Origin of the sequence: Lewinella sp. IMCC34191 (assembly GCF_003390935.1) — a bacterium.
Classification (GTDB): Bacteria; Bacteroidota; Bacteroidia; order Chitinophagales; family Saprospiraceae; genus Neolewinella.
The window spans coordinates 939,703-955,923 of sequence record NZ_QNQZ01000001.1; the positions used below are offsets into that span (position 1 = coordinate 939,703).

The 16,221-nt window shown below is 57.5% G+C and carries 15 protein-coding genes; 8 read left to right on the forward strand and 7 right to left on the reverse strand.

From position 1 onward, the window contains the following. Nucleotides 1–63 precede the first annotated feature (63 nt). On the forward strand, nt 64–885 hold the full coding sequence (locus DRW39_RS03740; protein ID WP_116105620.1) for a ZIP family metal transporter: 822 nt from the start codon (nt 64–66) through the stop codon (nt 883–885). Between the two features lie 114 nt (nt 886–999). On the opposite strand, the gene DRW39_RS03745 is transcribed toward DRW39_RS03740, so the two are convergent. Together DRW39_RS03745 and DRW39_RS03750 are read right to left on the reverse strand one after the other, a co-directional pair. Further along, nucleotides 1,000–1,776, reverse strand: coding sequence for a ferritin-like domain-containing protein (locus tag DRW39_RS03745; protein ID WP_116105621.1), 777 nt, complete (start codon nt 1,774–1,776; stop codon nt 1,000–1,002). An 18-nt stretch (nt 1,777–1,794) separates the two neighbouring features. Further along, nucleotides 1,795–2,505 carry a ferritin-like domain-containing protein gene (locus DRW39_RS03750; protein ID WP_116105832.1) on the reverse strand — a complete coding sequence of 237 codons (711 nt, stop codon included), beginning with the start codon at nt 2,503–2,505 and terminating at the stop codon, nt 1,795–1,797. A 130-nt stretch (nt 2,506–2,635) separates the two neighbouring features. Here DRW39_RS03750 and DRW39_RS03755 point away from each other — a divergent pair, with 130 nt between their 5' ends. Genes DRW39_RS03755 through DRW39_RS03770 form a run of 4 tightly spaced genes read left to right on the forward strand, consistent with a single transcriptional unit; the run spans nt 2,636 to nt 6,945 of the window. Continuing rightward, the gene (locus DRW39_RS03755; RefSeq protein ID WP_116105622.1) at nt 2,636–3,406 is read left to right on the forward strand and encodes a 3-hydroxyacyl-CoA dehydrogenase; all 771 of its coding nucleotides are present in this window, start codon (nt 2,636–2,638) and stop codon (nt 3,404–3,406) included. Nucleotides 3,407–3,450: 44 nt separating this feature from the next. Continuing rightward, nucleotides 3,451–3,930 carry an acetyl-CoA carboxylase biotin carboxyl carrier protein subunit gene (locus DRW39_RS03760; RefSeq protein WP_116105623.1) on the forward strand — a complete coding sequence of 160 codons (480 nt, stop codon included), beginning with the start codon at nt 3,451–3,453 and terminating at the stop codon, nt 3,928–3,930. Next, complete coding sequence (locus DRW39_RS03765; protein ID WP_116105624.1) at nt 3,927–5,393, forward strand: acetyl/propionyl/methylcrotonyl-CoA carboxylase subunit alpha; 1,467 nt, start codon at nt 3,927–3,929, stop codon at nt 5,391–5,393. Before DRW39_RS03760 ends, DRW39_RS03765 begins: the two co-directional genes overlap by 4 nt. Nucleotides 5,394–5,406: 13 nt before the next feature. Then, nucleotides 5,407–6,945: an acyl-CoA carboxylase subunit beta gene (locus tag DRW39_RS03770; RefSeq protein WP_116105625.1), complete on the forward strand. Its 1,539-nt coding sequence runs from the start codon at nt 5,407–5,409 to the stop codon at nt 6,943–6,945. Between the two features lie 34 nt (nt 6,946–6,979). Here the strand turns inward: DRW39_RS03770 and DRW39_RS03775 are convergent, their stop codons facing one another. Then, entirely contained in the window at nt 6,980–7,243 is a 264-nt protein-coding gene (locus tag DRW39_RS03775) for a hypothetical protein (RefSeq protein WP_116105626.1), read from the reverse strand. A gap of 45 nt (nt 7,244–7,288) precedes the next feature. Continuing rightward, nucleotides 7,289–8,566, reverse strand: coding sequence for a PQQ-dependent sugar dehydrogenase (locus DRW39_RS03780; protein ID WP_116105627.1), 1,278 nt, complete (start codon nt 8,564–8,566; stop codon nt 7,289–7,291). Nucleotides 8,567–8,960: 394 nt separating this feature from the next. Here DRW39_RS03780 and DRW39_RS03785 point away from each other — a divergent pair, with 394 nt between their 5' ends. From DRW39_RS03785 to DRW39_RS03795, 3 genes are all read left to right on the forward strand, one after another. Next, nucleotides 8,961–9,839 carry a M57 family metalloprotease gene (locus DRW39_RS03785; protein ID WP_116105628.1) on the forward strand — a complete coding sequence of 293 codons (879 nt, stop codon included), beginning with the start codon at nt 8,961–8,963 and terminating at the stop codon, nt 9,837–9,839. A 268-nt stretch (nt 9,840–10,107) separates the two neighbouring features. Further along, nucleotides 10,108–12,666 (forward strand): alpha-glucan family phosphorylase, encoded by a 2,559-nt coding sequence (gene glgP / locus DRW39_RS03790; RefSeq protein ID WP_116105629.1) that lies wholly within the window; start codon nt 10,108–10,110, stop codon nt 12,664–12,666. Between the two features lie 23 nt (nt 12,667–12,689). After that, nucleotides 12,690–13,271, forward strand: a complete 582-nt coding sequence (locus DRW39_RS03795) for a tRNA-(ms[2]io[6]A)-hydroxylase (protein WP_232830054.1) — start codon at nt 12,690–12,692, stop codon at nt 13,269–13,271. An 11-nt stretch (nt 13,272–13,282) separates the two neighbouring features. Here DRW39_RS03795 and DRW39_RS03800 read toward each other — a convergent pair whose 3' ends face one another. The 3 genes from DRW39_RS03800 to tmk form a co-directional block, all read right to left on the reverse strand. Then, nucleotides 13,283–14,395 carry a DUF692 family multinuclear iron-containing protein gene (locus DRW39_RS03800; RefSeq protein ID WP_116105833.1) on the reverse strand — a complete coding sequence of 371 codons (1,113 nt, stop codon included), beginning with the start codon at nt 14,393–14,395 and terminating at the stop codon, nt 13,283–13,285. A gap of 283 nt (nt 14,396–14,678) precedes the next feature. Continuing rightward, complete coding sequence (locus tag DRW39_RS03805) at nt 14,679–15,578, reverse strand: MBL fold metallo-hydrolase (protein ID WP_116105631.1); 900 nt, start codon at nt 15,576–15,578, stop codon at nt 14,679–14,681. A 23-nt stretch (nt 15,579–15,601) separates the two neighbouring features. Then, nucleotides 15,602–16,219 carry a dTMP kinase gene (gene tmk, locus DRW39_RS03810; protein WP_116105632.1) on the reverse strand — a complete coding sequence of 206 codons (618 nt, stop codon included), beginning with the start codon at nt 16,217–16,219 and terminating at the stop codon, nt 15,602–15,604. Between the last annotated feature and the right edge of the window lie 2 nt (nt 16,220–16,221).

Below are 16,221 nucleotides of genomic sequence, written 5' to 3' on the forward strand. Positions count from 1 at the left end.
TGCAAAAGTTAGACTTGTCAAACTTTGTGATTAGATTTGTGCTTTCGCTACAAATAACTCCCTATGGAAGCCATCGTAACCTATCTGGAATCCATCGATCCGATCCTGGCGGCGCTGTACGCCTCCCTGTTCACCTGGGGACTGACCGCCGCCGGGGCGGCCCTCGTTTTCTTCTTCCGGGGTATGAACCGTACGCTGCTCGACGGGGCCCTCGGTTTTACGGGAGGCGTGATGGTCGCGGCCAGTTTCTGGAGCCTGCTCGCGCCGGGCATTGAGATGAGTCCGGGCGAAGGATTTGTTCGGGTCATTCCCTCCGCAGTAGGATTTGCCCTGGGGGCTGTGTTCATCTTCGGATTGGATAAGGTGCTTCCCCACCTCCACCTCTTTCACGATGAAGAGGAGGCCGAAGGCGTACGTTCGCCGTGGCGACGTACTACCCTGCTGGTGCTGGCTATTACATTGCACAATATTCCCGAAGGCCTGGCCGTAGGCGTGCTTTTCGGGGGTGTGGCTGCGGGCATGCCGGGGGCGTCCATCGGAGCCGCCGTAGCACTGGCCATCGGTATCGGTATCCAGAACTTTCCGGAGGGGCTGGCCGTATCGATGCCGCTGCGCCGTCAGGGCGTCAAACCCTTTAAGTGCTGGTGGTATGGCCAGTTATCCGCCGCCGTTGAACCGATTGCGGCCGTCGCCGGAGCGGTAGCGGTTACTTTCTTTACGCCGCTTTTACCCTACGCCCTGGCTTTTGCCGCCGGGGCGATGATCTTCGTGGTCATCGAGGAGGTCGTGCCGGAAACGCAAATGGAGGCGAATACGGACATCGCCACGCTCGGTTTCGTAATGGGTTTCATCGTTATGATGACCCTCGACGTAGGACTGGGGTAGCCCCAAAGAACGGATTGACTAGTTGCCAAATAAGGAACGCCGTGACCAGGGTCACAGCGTTCCGTTGAATTTGGGAAAATGTCAGGTTCTGTTTGCTTTGGCGCTTAATGCACGCTATGCCTCGATGAAGAGGCTCGCGATATCAAGTACCGCTTGCTTTTCCAGGGGCTCATCGAAGGCCTCGGTGATCTGGGCGCGGGCAACCTGCGAAACAGTGGTTACGTCAAGGCCCAATTGGCTAACCTGGTCTTCACCGGCGTAGACCGCATTGGCCGCATCGGCACCGGTAGTGTTCATGGCGTTGGTGATCCAACCCTTACTATCGCGCATGCGCCGGATCATGGAAGCGTGGCGGGCCTCTACGGAGTGGATCTGCAGGGCGGCCGTCAGTACGTCACCGTTACCCATCAGGTTTCCGGCCTGTCCTTTGTATGCCCGTACACCGGTGTCCTCGAAGGCCTGCGCTACGGCCATGAAGGTCGGTGCGTCGGAGAAGATATTGGGGAAGGTGCCGCCGGCGGTGAAGTCGAAGGTCGGCTTCTCGACGGGCGTTCCACCGCTACCGCTAATGGCGGTGCGCAGAAATTCTACGTGGGCGTTCTCGTGCGCACCGATGAGCGCGACGGTCTCGCGCATGTCTCCGGTCAGCAGTCCGTTGCTGTCCAGTCCCATGGCGTAGTACTCCGCCTCGAGGTACTCCAGGGTAAGGGCGAAGTTCAGGACATCGATGATGGTGTCGCCGCTAGCCTGCGCGCGAGCGCGTCCGGGCGTGAAAAAGGCTGCCAGGGGCATGGCGACCGTAGCCGCTTTACCCAGGGTGCGGCCGAGTTGGCCGAAGGCCGCGCGTCGGTCGATCGCGTCGGTTTGTTCTATGATATTCGTAAGCTTCATGATGTTGTCTTTTGGAGGTTATTGGGGAAGTCCGCTGGCGTCGATGGGGGTGACCACGTAATTACCGGCAATCGCCAGCACCTGGGCTGGAGTGCGGGAAAGGTCGAGGCCGTTGCTATCGACAACCTCGCTGTTGGCGAAGGCGGTCGGGTTGCCACCGGAGTTGAGTGTGCGAATAGCGGCGGCGTGGCGAGCCTCCACACTGACGATCTTACCGGCAACGACCAGGTGGTTCGGGTCGGAGATGAGGCGGCCTGCACCGTTATAGGCACTGACGCCGAGATCTTCGAAGGCCTGTGCGGTACCCAGGACGCTGTCGCGGCTGTCGAAGTCGATGCTGCTGAAGTCCACCTCCAGGGCGGGAATAGCCGATCCGACCGAACTGATAGCGGCAAACAAGAAATCGACGTGAGCCCGTTCGTGGTCCGCCAGATCGCGCATGACCTGCTGCTCGTCTGCATTAGCTCCGCTGAAGTAACCGCCCTGCAGGACGGTAGCGTAGAAAGCGGCTTCCAGTTGCTCTAGGGCAAAGGCGTAGTTGAGCACGCCGAGGTCGCCGGATCCGAGGTTGACGGTATTGTCCATCATGATGGGATCGTCGTCATCGGCACAACCGGCCAGGAAAAGGCTGGCGGCGGCGATGCCCATTCCGGATTTGCGCAGGAAGTTTCGGCGGCTGTGCGGAGAGCGATCCGCCACGACGCGGGAGTTGGCATGTGGTGTCTTCATCTGGTAGATTGGTTTCTGGCAGGTACGAAGGGAATGGTGGATGGGATTCAACTTGGCCAAAATTTTAGCATTGGGGTGCCTTGACGTCAAAGCCCGGACCTATCCCGGGAAACTTCACTAGGTTGCGAACATGAATATTTCCGATAAAACCGCCATCATCACCGGAGGAGCTTCCGGTCTCGGGGAAGCCACCGCCCGCCACTTTCACGCACTGGGCGCCAAGGTTGCGATCTTCGACCTGAATACGGAGCGGGGGCAGACCGTACAGGACGAACTGGGGGAACGCTGCCGTTTCTACGAGGTCGATGTCACGAGTGAGGATTCCGTTACCCGGGCTATGGACGCCGTCGTGAACCACTTAGGCGCCGTACACATCTGCTCCAATTACGCCGGTATCGCACCGGCGGTCAAGACGCTCGGGCGGAACGGACCCGGTGACCTGGGGCTCTTCACCAAGGTTATCCAGATCAATCTCATCGGCACCTTTAATGTCTCTCGCCTGGCCGCCTTCCAGATGGCTAAGAACGAACCCCTGGACGAAGACGGCAGCCGCGGTGTCATCATTAATACCGCTTCCGTAGCGGCCTTCGAAGGGCAGATCGGACAGGCCGCCTACAGCGCCTCGAAGGGCGGCGTGGTCAGTATGACCCTAACCATGGCCCGCGATCTGGCGCGCAACGGGATCCGGGTGAATGCCATCGCGCCCGGTCTCATTCACACGCCGATGTTCGATGCCTTTCCCCAGGAGGTCTATGATTCACTCTCCCGACAGCCGCTTTACCCGGTGCGGCTGGGCAAGCCCGGGGAGGTGGCCAAACTGGCGCAGCACCTGGTCGAGAACAACTACATGAACGGCGAGGTCGTGCGCATGGACGCGGGCATTCGGATGCAGGCCAAATAGACAGTTGTTTGGGAAAGCCAGGGAAAAGAAGTAGGTTGCCCGGCATGGAAAACTACACCGCTGCCGTCAACGACGAATCGTTCGCCATTGAGGGAGGGGAACTAACCGCACTCGACATCGTCGGTCCCCTGGGGGGCGCATACCACCTGATTCGCAACGGAAAGAGCTACCGCTGCCGGCTTATCGATCTGGACCGCATCACCAAGACGTTGACCGTCGCGATCGGCGAGCGGGAATTCACCGTCCGCCTCTCCGATAAGTACGATCAGCTCGTGGAGCGCCTGGGACTTTCCGTCAACCCCGAATCCGCCACCAATGAGGTAACGGCTCCGATGCCCGGCCTGATCCTTGATGTCCTCGTGGAGGTCGGTCAAGCGGTCGAGGGCGGCACGCCGCTGCTGGTACTGGAAGCCATGAAAATGGAAAATGTCCTGAAAGCCGACGGAGAAGGGACCGTCAAGGCAATTCGTGTGAAGAAGGGCGAAGCCGTGGAGAAGCGGCAGTTGTTAATCGAAATGGAATGAAGAAAATACTCGTAGCCAATCGCGGCGAGATCGCCCTGCGCATCATGCGCACGGCCCGCCGGATGGGCATTGCCACCGTGGCCGTCTACTCCGATGCCGACCGCCGGGCCCCCCACGTCCGCTTCGCTGACGAAGCCGTTCACCTCGGGCCCCCACCCTCCTCGCAGTCCTACCTCGACATGCAGAAGGTGATCGACGCGGCCCGGCAAACCGGTGCCGACGGCATTCATCCCGGCTACGGCTTTCTCAGTGAAAATGCCGCATTCGCCCGCAAGGTCGAAGAGGCCGGGATCACCTTTATCGGTCCGCGTCCGCACGCCATCGAAGTGATGGGGAACAAACTGGCCGCCAAGGATACGGTGAGTGCCTACGATATTCCGATGGTTCCCGGGCTGGACGAAGCGGTCAGCGACCCGGAACGTGCCAAAGCCGTTGCCAAGGAGATCGGCTTTCCCATTCTCATCAAGGCCGCGGCCGGTGGAGGCGGGAAAGGCATGCGCATCGTCGAGCAGGAAAAGGAACTCGAAGAGCAAATGAACCGGGCCATCAGCGAAGCGCAGAGTGCCTTCGGCGACGGTTCCGTATTCATCGAGAAATACATCGCCTCTCCGAAGCACATCGAGATTCAGGTCTTGGCGGACACCCACGGCAACTGTGTTCACCTGTTCGAAAGAGACTGCAGTGTCCAGAGAAGGCACCAGAAGGTGGTGGAAGAGGCGCCCTCCGCCGTCGTATCACCTGCGCTCCGCCGCAAAATGGGGGAAGCTGCCGTGCTGGTGGCCAAATCTTGCGACTACGTCGGGGCGGGCACCGTCGAATTCCTGCTGGACGCGGATGAGTCCTTCTACTTCCTGGAGATGAATACCCGCCTGCAGGTTGAACACCCCGTTACGGAACTCATCACCGGAATCGACCTGGTCGAGCAACAGATCCGGGTCGCCCGCGGCGAACATCTGGCATTCAAACAGGAGGACCTGCGGATCAACGGCCACGCGCTGGAACTGCGGGTATACGCCGAGGATCCCCTGAACAACTTCCTCCCCAGCATCGGTACGCTGACCACCTACCGGCCCCCGGCGGATGGCGCCCGCGTGGACGACGGATTCGAGGAGGGCATGGTGGTACCCATTCACTACGACCCGATGATCGCCAAACTCATCATTTACGGGGAAACCCGCGCCGAGGCGATTGAGCGGATGCTTACCGCCATTGATCAGTACCGGATCGAGGGCATCGATACGACTTTACCCTTTGGCCGCTTCGTCTTTCAGAATGAGGCCTTTAGGTCAGGACACTTCGACACCAATTTCGTCAAAAAGCACTATACCCCCGAGGGCATCCTTGAAGCCGACCGGGAGATCACCGAGGTGGCCGCCCTGTTCGCCGCATTCGTCTATCACCGGGAATCGGAAACCCTCCGTGTCCCCAACGCCGGCTCCAGTAACTGGCAGAACCGCCACTAAACCCGCCCCTACCATGGATAAGCACACCACGCTAGCCGACAAGCTCGCCCAGGCCGAACTGGGCGGCGGCCAGAAGCGAATCGATAAACAGCACGAGAAAGGTAAACTGACCGCCCGCGAAAGAGTCCATCTACTCCTCGACCCCGACAGCTTCGAGGAAGTCGGCGCACTGGTCACCCACCGGACCACCGACTTCGACATGCAGGAGCAGGTCTTCTACGGCGACGGAGTAATTACCGGTTACGGCACGATACATGGTCGACTGGTGTATCTCTTCGCCCAGGACTTCACCGTTTTCGGGGGATCGCTATCCGAGACCCACGCCGAGAAGATCTGCAAGATCATGGATATGGCGGTCAAGACGGGTGCACCGCTCATCGGACTGAACGACAGCGGAGGAGCGCGTATCCAGGAGGGCGTCCGCTCCCTCGGAGGCTATGCCGATATTTTCTACCGCAACGTGCAGGCTTCCGGGCTTATACCGCAGTTGTCGGCCATCATGGGCCCCTGCGCGGGCGGGGCCGTGTACTCACCGGCCATGACCGACTTCACGCTGATGGTAGAAAACACGAGCTATATGTTCGTGACCGGCCCCAATGTCGTGAAGACCGTCACCAATGAAACCGTGACCAGCGAGGAACTCGGCGGCGCCTCCACCCACTCTACCAAGTCAGGCGTTACCCACCTCACCTCGCCCAACGACGTGGCCTGCCTCCAACAGCTTCGCGATCTACTGAGCTATCTGCCGCAGAACTGCGAGGAAAAACCGGCTTCCCTGCCCTACGAACTGGGGTCCGAGGTACGCGAGCAGCTGGGCGCTATTGTCCCGGATAACCCGAATGTCCCCTACGATATGTGGGAGGTCATCGAGGGCATCATCGACGAGGACTCGTTCTTCGAAATCCACGAACGCTACGCCGAGAATATCGTGGTCGGCTTCGCTAGACTCGCGGGGCGCAGTATCGGAATCATCGCCAACCAACCCTACAGCCTGGCCGGGGTCCTGGACGTCGACAGCAGCAAGAAGGCAGCCCGCTTTACCCGGACCTGCGATTGTTTCAATGTTCCGCTCTTGGTATTGGTCGACGTTCCCGGCTTCCTGCCCGGCACCGACCAGGAGTGGAACGCCATCATCACCAACGGAGCGAAACTGCTGTACGCCCTGAGTGAGGCTACCGTACCCCGCATTACGGTCATCACCCGTAAAGCATACGGCGGCGCCTACGACGTGATGAATTCCAAGCACATCGGCGCGGACTTCAACTTCGCGTGGCCAGGTGCGGAGATCGCGGTTATGGGAGCAAAGGGTGCCAGCGAGATCATCTTCCGCCGGGAGATCAAATCCGCCGACGATCCGCAGGCCAAGCTCGCTGAAAAGGAAGCGGAGTACGCCGAAACCTTCGCCAATCCCTACCGGGCCGCCCAGCGGGGTTTCATCGACGAGGTGATCTACCCCCGGGATACCCGCCGTAAGTTGATTCGCGGCTTTGCCTCGTTGGAAAACAAAGTCACCGTGCTTCCGAAGAAGAAGCACGGTAACATTCCACTGTAGTATGGCGGCGGAGCGCAGGTAAAATGACCGTCCGTTAACCGCGACGACTGCGGGCTCCGCCTCCGATCAATCCGATGTCCGCCAGTACGGCAATCACCAATCCGATCGTCTGTATCGAATCGCTGAAGTAAAACTCGGATATGCCGTACCAGAGGGTGGTGAGCGGCAGGAAGATGAGTCCGAGGATCAGGTACAGGATATTACCGAAGGCATTGCCGAACCAACTAGCAAAGAACCAGAGCAGTACGATGATCAGGCGCGGGAAGAAAATGCCGATGGCCAGGAAAAAACAGGGCATAGCGGATATATTTAGCTGCCTATAACAACGATCTTCATCATTTGCTTACCGGGCCTCGGCCGCAACGCGCCAAACAATGCCGGCGTCGTCGTCACACACTAGGAGACTGCCGTCGGGATGCAGCGTCACCCCCACCGGGCGACCCCATACCTGACCGGCGTCGGCGTCGGCGATGAATCCGGTCAGGAAGTCCTCCGGGGCCTGCGGATTACCCTCCGCATCGAAGGGAATGAAGACCACTTTGTAACCCGAAAAGTTAGAGCGGTTCCAGCTGCCGTGCTGCCCGACGAAGGCACCGTTGTGGTACTTATCCGGGAAGGCATCCTGGGTATAAAAGGCCAGTCCTAAACTGGCGGTGTGCGGACCGAGCGGCACGTCGGGTACCAGCGCTTCGGCCACCAGTTCAGCGTGTGGGTCTTCCGACCAGCGTGGGTCGTTGATCTGACCGTAGTAGCTGAACGGCCAGCCGTAAAAAGCCCCTTCCTTGACGCTGGTGAGGTAATCGGGTACGAGGTTGTCGCCCAGTTTGTCGCGCTCATTTACGGCCGTCCATAGCTCGCCCGTGACCGGGTTCCAATCCATGCCCACGGGGTTGCGCAGACCGGTCGCGTATTCGCGCATGTCGCTGCCATCGGGGTTGATCTCCAGAATCGTGGCGCGATGCTCTTCCGCTTCCAATCCGTTTTCCCCGACGTTACTTCCGGAGCCAACGGACACGTAAATTTTCGCCCCGTCTGTTCCGGCCAGCAGGTTTCTCGTCCAGTGGTTGTTGTAGCCCCGGGGAGGCGTTTGCAACACTTGCTCGCCGGCGTTGGGGTCCAGGCTGGCCTGACCGGTCTGGTAAGGATACCGAAGTGTCGCATCGGTATTTGCAACGTAGAAATAGCCGTCCAGTACGAGCATGCCGAAGGGCTGGTTCAGGTTCTCCATCAGTAGCTCGGTCCGGTCGACGGTGCCGTCACCGTCCTCATCGATCAGCCGCTGAATGCGGTTTGCGCTGTTGCGGGTGTTACTTTCCACTACGAATACTTCGCCGTCGGGGCTGATGTAGGTCATGCGGGGATGCTGCAACTCATCCGCATACCGTTGTACGCTGAAGCCGTCCGGCGCCACGGGTGTTTGTCCTTCCGGCCAGTCGACGATCTTACTGAGTTTGACCACGGATTCCGTAGTAAACGGACTAGGTAATTCAAGCGGACCAATCGCGGTTTCGACCGTGACCGGCGGTTCCTGGGCCAATTCCTGCTTTCGATCGTCGCTAACCTGCGAAGCACAGGTATTCAACAGAAGCAAACAGGATAGAGCCGTTAGTATATTCTTCATGCCTGTTTAACAAGTCCCCCTACCCTGCTAGTTCGCCCCTTTCTGGCCGGGCAACAAGTATCGAAAATTCGGTTTGCCGAAAGCACGGTACGACAACCCATAACAGTACATACTCGATTGTTATGACAAACTTTATACAGGCAAACATTTTTTTGACGAAATATTTGCAATAACTGTTTTCCGCATTAACTTGCGTCAGCCTCCTGTGAGGTAAAACACAATTAGAAAAACCCTAACCACCCATAAAACCGACGGCTGCTTTCACCTTGGCCCGTCACTCCCCCCTTTCTGGTTAGCTAAATTTTGAATCATCATTCGTTGCGCTACGTGACGGGCTGCTCCTGATCCATGATCAGGGTGGGCTGATCGTGCCGTGACCTAACCATACCTATTCATGAGCGTACGTTTACTCCTTTTACCCACCCTCCTATTTTTTGCCCTCTCCTCCTGTGAAAAGGAAGAGGAGCCCATTGCTCCGCAGGAAGCGGAAATATCCACCGGTTTTCTAGTGGATGAAAACGAAGACGGCCAGGTAGCCGTGCCCGACCTCGGCTTCCAGGAGCCGATCGAGAAGCACGTTGACGGCCATACCGCCAACTATGCCGATGCGGAGCGAGTTACCCGCCTCCGTCCGGATGGAACCGAAGAAACCCTGTACCTGGTCGATGATGACATCGAACTCACTAAGGATCAGCTGCGGGAACTCCAGGCCATGGATGCCGCCCTTGAGAAGCAGTACCGGACCAATAACCTGGTAAGTGACAACTACATCACGGTTATCGGCTACACCGGCGGAAGCAACGCGCTCACCAGCAAAATGCGGACGGCCCTCAGCTGGGCTATCGACAACTACAATGCCCTCAACACGAATAAGACTTTCAGTCTCAGCTTCAGCGCGAGTACAAATGCGGATATCGTCGTGTATCGCGTCAGTAACAGCGGAGCAGGTGGTTCCGCCGGATTCCCTAGCGGCGGCCGTCCCTACAAGTGGGTGCAGATCTACAGCGGCATGAGCAATTACGATACGAACACCAACGAGCACGTCATGACGCACGAGATCGGACACTGCATGGGTATGCGGCACACGGATTATGTCGATCGTCGGTCTTGCGGTGCCGGTGGTGGCGAGTCGGCGGGCTCCACCGGGGCTGTCCTTGTTCCCGGTACGCCGAGCGGTTACGACCCCAACTCCATTATGCTATCCTGCTTCGGAAGCGGGGAAGATGGCGAATTCGGCTACTACGACCGGGTTGCACTGGAATACCTCTACTAGATCAGCACAGACCAATTTTAATTAGGTCGATCAGGCCCGCATTCCACATGGAATGCGGGCCTTGCTTGTTATTGCGCCATTATTGTCGCATTTTTGCGACCGCCATGAAAATCCCGAATTTGTCACGGCACCTCTTAACGCACAATTCCGGCCCAGATATGCCGACTTTACGTAAACACCACCCGGGATCTTTCGTAAGAATAGTAGCAGTCGTTCGATAGCGTGCTCCCTTCCGACTACCCTACATACATCCCTTAAAATTACAGAAATGACGATCACTACCACCAGTACGGAAATGAAGCTGAAGCGCATTTTCATCCAGCCCCAGATTCCGGAAGAACTTGCCGGCCTGAACCGAATGAGCCATAATATCCTATGGTCGTGGATGCCGCAGGTGTCGGAACTCTTCGCCAGCATCGACCCCGTACAGTTTACGGAACTGAACTACAATCCGGTAGCGCTCCTGGAAAGCCTGCCCCCCGCGCGCCTGAATGAACTGGCGTCCGATAAAGACTTTCTCAAGCGGCTGTCCACCGCGGAGAAGGCTTTCGATGCCTATCTGGCCGAACCGATGAAGAAAGATCTTCCACGGGTAGCCTATTTCAGTATGGAATACGGTCTGCACATCAGCCTCAAACTGTACAGCGGTGGTCTCGGGGTGTTGGCCGGTGATTACCTGAAGGAGGCAAGCGACAGCAACGTCGACCTCTTCGGCGTCGGCCTCCTCTACCGCTACGGCTATTTCAACCAGGGCCTGAGCATGAACGGGGACCAGCTCCACCACTATCCCGCTCAGAAGTTTACCCAGCTGCCCGTCGAGCCAGTGCGCCGCGACGATGGGAACTGGTTAAAGGTTTCCGTCGGCATCAAGGGCCGGATGGTGCAGGCTAAAGTATGGAGCCTGGCCATCGGCCGGATCAAGCTTTACCTGCTGGATACGGATCATGAGGACAACAACCCCGAGGACCGGGCGCTTACCCACCAGCTCTACGGCGGCGATAACGAGCACCGGTTAAAGCAGGAGATCCTTCTCGGTATAGGCGGCGTCCGCGCCATCGAGGAGATGGGCCTGAATCCCGACATCTACCACCTCAATGAGGGGCACGCGGGCTTCCTCAGCCTGGAAAGATTAAAGAATTACGTGGATGCCGGTCTCGATTTTGCGGAAGCCCGCGAAATGGTTCGTGCCTCCAGCCTTTATACCACCCACACGCCCGTACCCGCCGGTCACGATCACTTTCCCGAATATCTGATGCGGGACTACCTGTACAATTACGCGGATGACCTCGGTATCGACTGGCATGACTTCATGGCCTTGGGTCGCTTCAACCCGAACAACGAGGGAGAGGACTTCAATATGTCAAAGCTGAGTATCCGGCTTTCCCAGCGGGTGAACGGGGTATCCAAACTGCACGGTAAGGTCAGTCAGGAAATGTTTACCGAGCTCTTCCCCGGCTATACCGCCGATGAGGTCCATATCGGGTACGTCACCAACTCCGTACACTACCCTACCTGGATCGCTACCAGTATTCACGACCTCTTTTCCACGAAGTTTGGTAAGGATTGGGTGCGCGACCAAAGCAACAAAGACATCTGGCGCAACATCCACAAGATCGACGATAAAGCGCTCTTCGATACCCGCCACCAACTAAAGGTGCGCCTGCTTAACTACGTAAGGGAAAAATTGAAGGTCGATATGCGTCGGCGTGGCGAAAGTCCCCGCACGACCTTCGACATCCTGAGTAAAATCAACGACAAGGCGCTGGTATTCGGTTTCGCGCGTCGCTTTGCCACTTACAAGCGCGCTACGCTGCTCTTTACCAACCGGGACCGACTGCGAGAGCTCGTCAACCGTAAGGATCAGCCCGTTATCTTCCTGTTCGCCGGTAAAGCGCACCCGGCCGACCAGGGTGGCCAGGACCTCATCCGCCAGATCGTGCAGATCAGCAAGGAGCCTGACTTCGCCGGTAAGATCATCTTCCTCGAAGATTACAATATGGAAATGGCCAAACTGCTCACGCAAGGCGTGGACATCTGGTTGAATACACCCACCCGTCCGTTAGAAGCTTCCGGCACCTCCGGAATGAAAGCGGCCATGAACGGCTCGGTAAACTTTAGTGTACTGGACGGTTGGTGGGCCGAAGGCTACCGCCCCGACGCGGGATGGGCCCTGCCGCTGGAGCGCACCTACGAGGACCAACATTTACAGAACGAGCTGGACGCGGAGACCATGTACAGCATTCTGGAAGATGAGATCCTGCCGTTATACTACGAGCGCGACAAGAACGGTATCAGCCAGGGCTGGATGCAGTACGTAAAGCAAATCATTGCCGAAGTTGCCCCCTACTTCACCATGAAGCGGATGATGGACGACTACTATGAGCGTTTCTATCTCCCGCTCGGCAAAAGCGCCCGGACCGTTAACGAGGAGGGTGGCCAAAAAGGAAAGGACTACGCCGCCTGGAAGGAAGACACCGCCGGGCGCTGGGAAGGGCTGGAAACCGTAGAAAACAATACGCTGGATACGGTCAACTACGCCCTGCCGGTTGGCGAAGACTTCAGCGCCGAAGTGGTCATCGCCACGAACGGTATCGACCCCAAGCATCTGGCCCTCGAAGCCCTTTTCTACCAGCGCATGGACGAACAGACCATCGAGCTACGCCGTACGGAACCCTTCCAGCGGGTAGCTTCCACCGATGGAACCGTAACCTTCAAGCTTTCGGTAGATCCGCATCTGGCCGGGGTGTACGAGTATGGCTTCCGCTTGCGTCCCGTACACGATATGATGCCCCACGCCCAGGATCTCAATCTTGTATACTGGGTCTGATGGAGGATGCGGCAACCGTAAGAATGCTCAACCTTCGCCTGCCCACCGATCCCCGGTGGGTCAACCTGGCGGAGATGGATTTGGGGGAGATACTGACCGACCACGCTTACTGCGAGCAGAAGGCGGCCACGAGTTGTATCTCCCTCATCCAGGGCTACCCCGACCGCGAGGAACTCGTGCGGGAGTTGGCGCCCATAGTCACGGAAGAGTGGGGTCACTTCCGCGCTGTCCTGGCCGAACTGGATCGCCGCGGGCTAAAACTGGGTAGACAACGGAAGGATGAGTACGTCAATGCCCTGCTTGACTTCGCGCCGAAGGGTCGCGGGCGAGACGCTGCCCTGCTCGAGAAACTGCTCATTTTCGCCCTGATCGAAGCACGTAGCTGCGAACGGTTTCGGTTGATGAGCCTGTACGTTTCGGACGAGCCACTGCGAAAGTGGTACCATAAATTCATGGTTGCCGAAGCCGGACACTACGTACTGTTCATCGAACTTGCACGCAAGTACTTCGACCGGGAAATGGTGGACGCCCGCTGGAAAGAGTATTTGACCTACGAAGCGGAGGTACTAGCGAAGATGGAGGTACGGGGTGACCGGATGCACTAAATTCCACTCTTCTATCGCCATTTGCGACTGATCTTCCAGGCCGTTTCGACCATGTGTGGCGCCCACGATTCAACGTGCCACTCCGAATTTGCCAAGAGGGAACGCGCTAGCCTGTCGTGGGCCTCACTGTAGCTTGATGAAGTTTCCAGGATATCGCTAAGCTCACGCTGCTCCGCCGCTAGCTGCCGATCCTGTAGTGGTGGTTCCGGAATAGGATCAGCCGATAGAGGTTTGTCCCTGTCGTCAGCTGGTACGGTGGAATGGATCGTCTCACAAATAGCCGCTACCCTTTGGAAGTCCGACCGAAAGCCGTCCTGGGCGGTTAGGTCGTGCAGCGCGGTACCTAGTTGCTCCAGCACCACGAACTTCAGCCTTGGGCATCGGGGACCGATCTCCCGCAGGAGATGGAAGACTTCATTGGGTACGCGCTCGTCGTGGGTATCCCGTCGTACACGGCCGGTGGGTGCTGAGGAGTGGCTTTCCCAGCTTCCCCCCGATACGTGCATTTCTCTTACTCGCTCTAACGGAATGTGGCGTAGAAGATCTTCGAGGTCCAGGGAGAAATTGTGCAGTTGGCAGTAGAGGTTATGCAAGTCCAGGATGAGCAGTCCATCTACCGGCTCGACGAGCTGGTCCAAGAAGGCGTACTGCCGGTACACATCCTCCACCCGATAAGCGAATGCCAAATTCTCCAGTCCCACCGGGCAATTGGCCGCATCGCGCAGCCGGCGTATCCGGTCGCGACCAATGCGGAGGGTTGCGGCCGTAAGTGGGGGCGATAAAGGGGCTCCGCGGTGAAAGTCTTTACCCGTCAGAAAACCAAAGTGTTCCGTGACATGATCGAAAGGATAGGTCCTCGCAACCGAACTGAGTTGATCGAGATAATTTTTCTGGTCTTCCGTCCAGGAAGCAGCGCAAACGGAATAGAAAATGCCGTGACCGACCAGTCTACCCTCCCGGGCAAATGCCGTCAGCAATTGGCCGAACCAGTCCGGTAGGCTTTCGTAGCGGTAGATGGCATCGTATGACCACTCCATTCCGGCTACCTCACCTTCTTCGAGTAGCGGCAGCACCGTGGCCAGCAGATGGCGATCCAGGTTGCAGGCGACGGAGGGGTAGACCATACCTTGGCTTAACCCATCCCGCATGCGGGACATGCGTACCCATAATCGGGGTGGTAACTTTCCGGACTTGCATTAACGCATTCTCCGACGCAATTCTCGGTGCAGCCTTCCACGCAGTCATCTGGATCTAGGTCCATTTTATCTTCAGCGGTGCAGGAAGGAGTGAGGCCGACGGTCAATCCAATGGCGATGGACTGAAGCAGTAGTTTGTTTAGTTGCATATCAAGTGGTTTGCCGGATAGACGCAACCACCTGGACACGACGTTGGCGTAGGCGTATAGTTTTACACTTGAGTCTTACGCTCATCCCGCTTACGGAGATAACGCAGCAGACCGCTGACGCTCATATAAGGCGGGTTGGCCGCCATATAGCTTTCCAAGTCGGCCTCATCCACTCCTAGGGAAGTCAATTCGTCGGTCACGTATTGCTTAAAGAGGGGTTCGATGGTTTCCGCGGATGAACCATCGCGGTAGTAGGGCTCCATCCATGCGACGTAGCAATCCAGTCTTGCTTGTAATTCCTTCAGGTGTGCGTCCGTATCCGTCACGCGTCCGTAGTGGGTGAGGTAAAACTCCTTGGCCCCGAGCGACCTTATTCGATCGATGGAATTCCGCCAGGCTTCGGCATCGATATCTGGCGGCGGACAGGGCGGTACCACGGGGCCTCCCCCAATTCGACATCCGCCGACATCACCGGTAAAGACGGTGTTGCCCAATTGCCAGGCGATATGGTGACTGGCGTGCCCCGGGGTATGGTGCGCTACCCATTTTCGGCCGCCGATCGATAGTTCCTGCCGGTCACTTACTTCCTCGATCCGTGTGGGATCGATTCCCTCCATTTTTCCCCATAATTCTTCCATTCGGTCTCCGTAAAGCTGCTTGGCGGATCCGTAGAGCCGCTCCGGATCGATCATGTGCCTGAGTCCACGGGGATGTACGTACACCTGGGTCCCCTGCCGGGCCCACCACCAGGCGGCACCGGCGTGGTCGAAGTGGATATGCGTTAATAGAAGGGTGTGCACTTCCTTCGGAGAGATATTCAGCTCAGACAATCCATCCAACAAGTCCTCATGGGTGGAATAGGGACCGCATTCCACGAGCGTATACCCATCATCGTCCGATATACAGAAGGCGGCTATTGATTTTGACTTATCCAGGAAATTAAGGTCAATTGTATTTATCATAATGAGAAAATTATAGATGAGTATCAGACCTTATTAACGAGATCCTGGATGGCTTCGGCAACCTGATTAATTTCCCCAGCGGCATTGATATGGTGAATATTCTCGTCGCCCCCGTAGACGGTAAAGGCATTCAGGAAGCTTTCCCTGACGTGCTGCAGCTTCTCCAGGGTTTCAAAAAGCTCGTCCTCTCCCGGTCTGTTCCGGATTCGTTGCATGCTGACTTCCGGCTCCAGGTCCAGGAAGATGGTAAGATCGGCGGGGAGGGTGACCTTAGCGAGGCTATTCAGGGAAGCGACGAAGCCCGGATCCACGAACTCGCTCTGATAAGCGAGGCTGCTGAAATAATACCGACTGGCCACGACGTGATAACCGGCGGCTAATTTGGCCAGTATACCTACCTCCGGATGGAAAAGGTGCTCGATGCGGTCGGCGGCAAACATCGCGGCCAGCGTACGCGGATCGACGGATATCTCCTTACGCAGGACACTGCGTATCAGCTTGCCCGTCGGCAAGTCCGTTGGCTCGGCGGTAACGTGACAGGCCGTTCCATGAGATTGGAAGTAATCGCGCAGGAGATCGATCTGGGTAGACTTACCACTGCCGTCCAGCCCCTCGATCACGATGAATAACGGTCGGTGCATGC

Coding starts and splice junctions, on each gene's coding strand:
- DRW39_RS03740 (WP_116105620.1), top strand. CDS start 64: ATGGAAGCCATCGTAACCTATCTGGAATCCATCGATCCGATCCTGGCG.
- DRW39_RS03745 (WP_116105621.1), bottom strand. CDS start 1,776: ATGAAGCTTACGAATATCATAGAACAAACCGACGCGATCGACCGACGC.
- DRW39_RS03750 (WP_116105832.1), bottom strand. CDS start 2,505: ATGAAGACACCACATGCCAACTCCCGCGTCGTGGCGGATCGCTCTCCG.
- DRW39_RS03755 (WP_116105622.1), top strand. CDS start 2,636: ATGAATATTTCCGATAAAACCGCCATCATCACCGGAGGAGCTTCCGGT.
- DRW39_RS03760 (WP_116105623.1), top strand. CDS start 3,451: ATGGAAAACTACACCGCTGCCGTCAACGACGAATCGTTCGCCATTGAG.
- DRW39_RS03765 (WP_116105624.1), top strand. CDS start 3,927: ATGAAGAAAATACTCGTAGCCAATCGCGGCGAGATCGCCCTGCGCATC.
- DRW39_RS03770 (WP_116105625.1), top strand. CDS start 5,407: ATGGATAAGCACACCACGCTAGCCGACAAGCTCGCCCAGGCCGAACTG.
- DRW39_RS03775 (WP_116105626.1), bottom strand. CDS start 7,243: ATGCCCTGTTTTTTCCTGGCCATCGGCATTTTCTTCCCGCGCCTGATC.
- DRW39_RS03780 (WP_116105627.1), bottom strand. CDS start 8,566: ATGAAGAATATACTAACGGCTCTATCCTGTTTGCTTCTGTTGAATACC.
- DRW39_RS03785 (WP_116105628.1), top strand. CDS start 8,961: ATGAGCGTACGTTTACTCCTTTTACCCACCCTCCTATTTTTTGCCCTC.
- glgP (WP_116105629.1), top strand. CDS start 10,108: ATGACGATCACTACCACCAGTACGGAAATGAAGCTGAAGCGCATTTTC.
- DRW39_RS03795 (WP_232830054.1), top strand. CDS start 12,690: ATGCTCAACCTTCGCCTGCCCACCGATCCCCGGTGGGTCAACCTGGCG.
- DRW39_RS03800 (WP_116105833.1), bottom strand. CDS start 14,395: ATGGTCTACCCCTCCGTCGCCTGCAACCTGGATCGCCATCTGCTGGCC.
- DRW39_RS03805 (WP_116105631.1), bottom strand. CDS start 15,578: ATGATAAATACAATTGACCTTAATTTCCTGGATAAGTCAAAATCAATA.
- tmk (WP_116105632.1), bottom strand. CDS start 16,219: ATGCACCGACCGTTATTCATCGTGATCGAGGGGCTGGACGGCAGTGGT.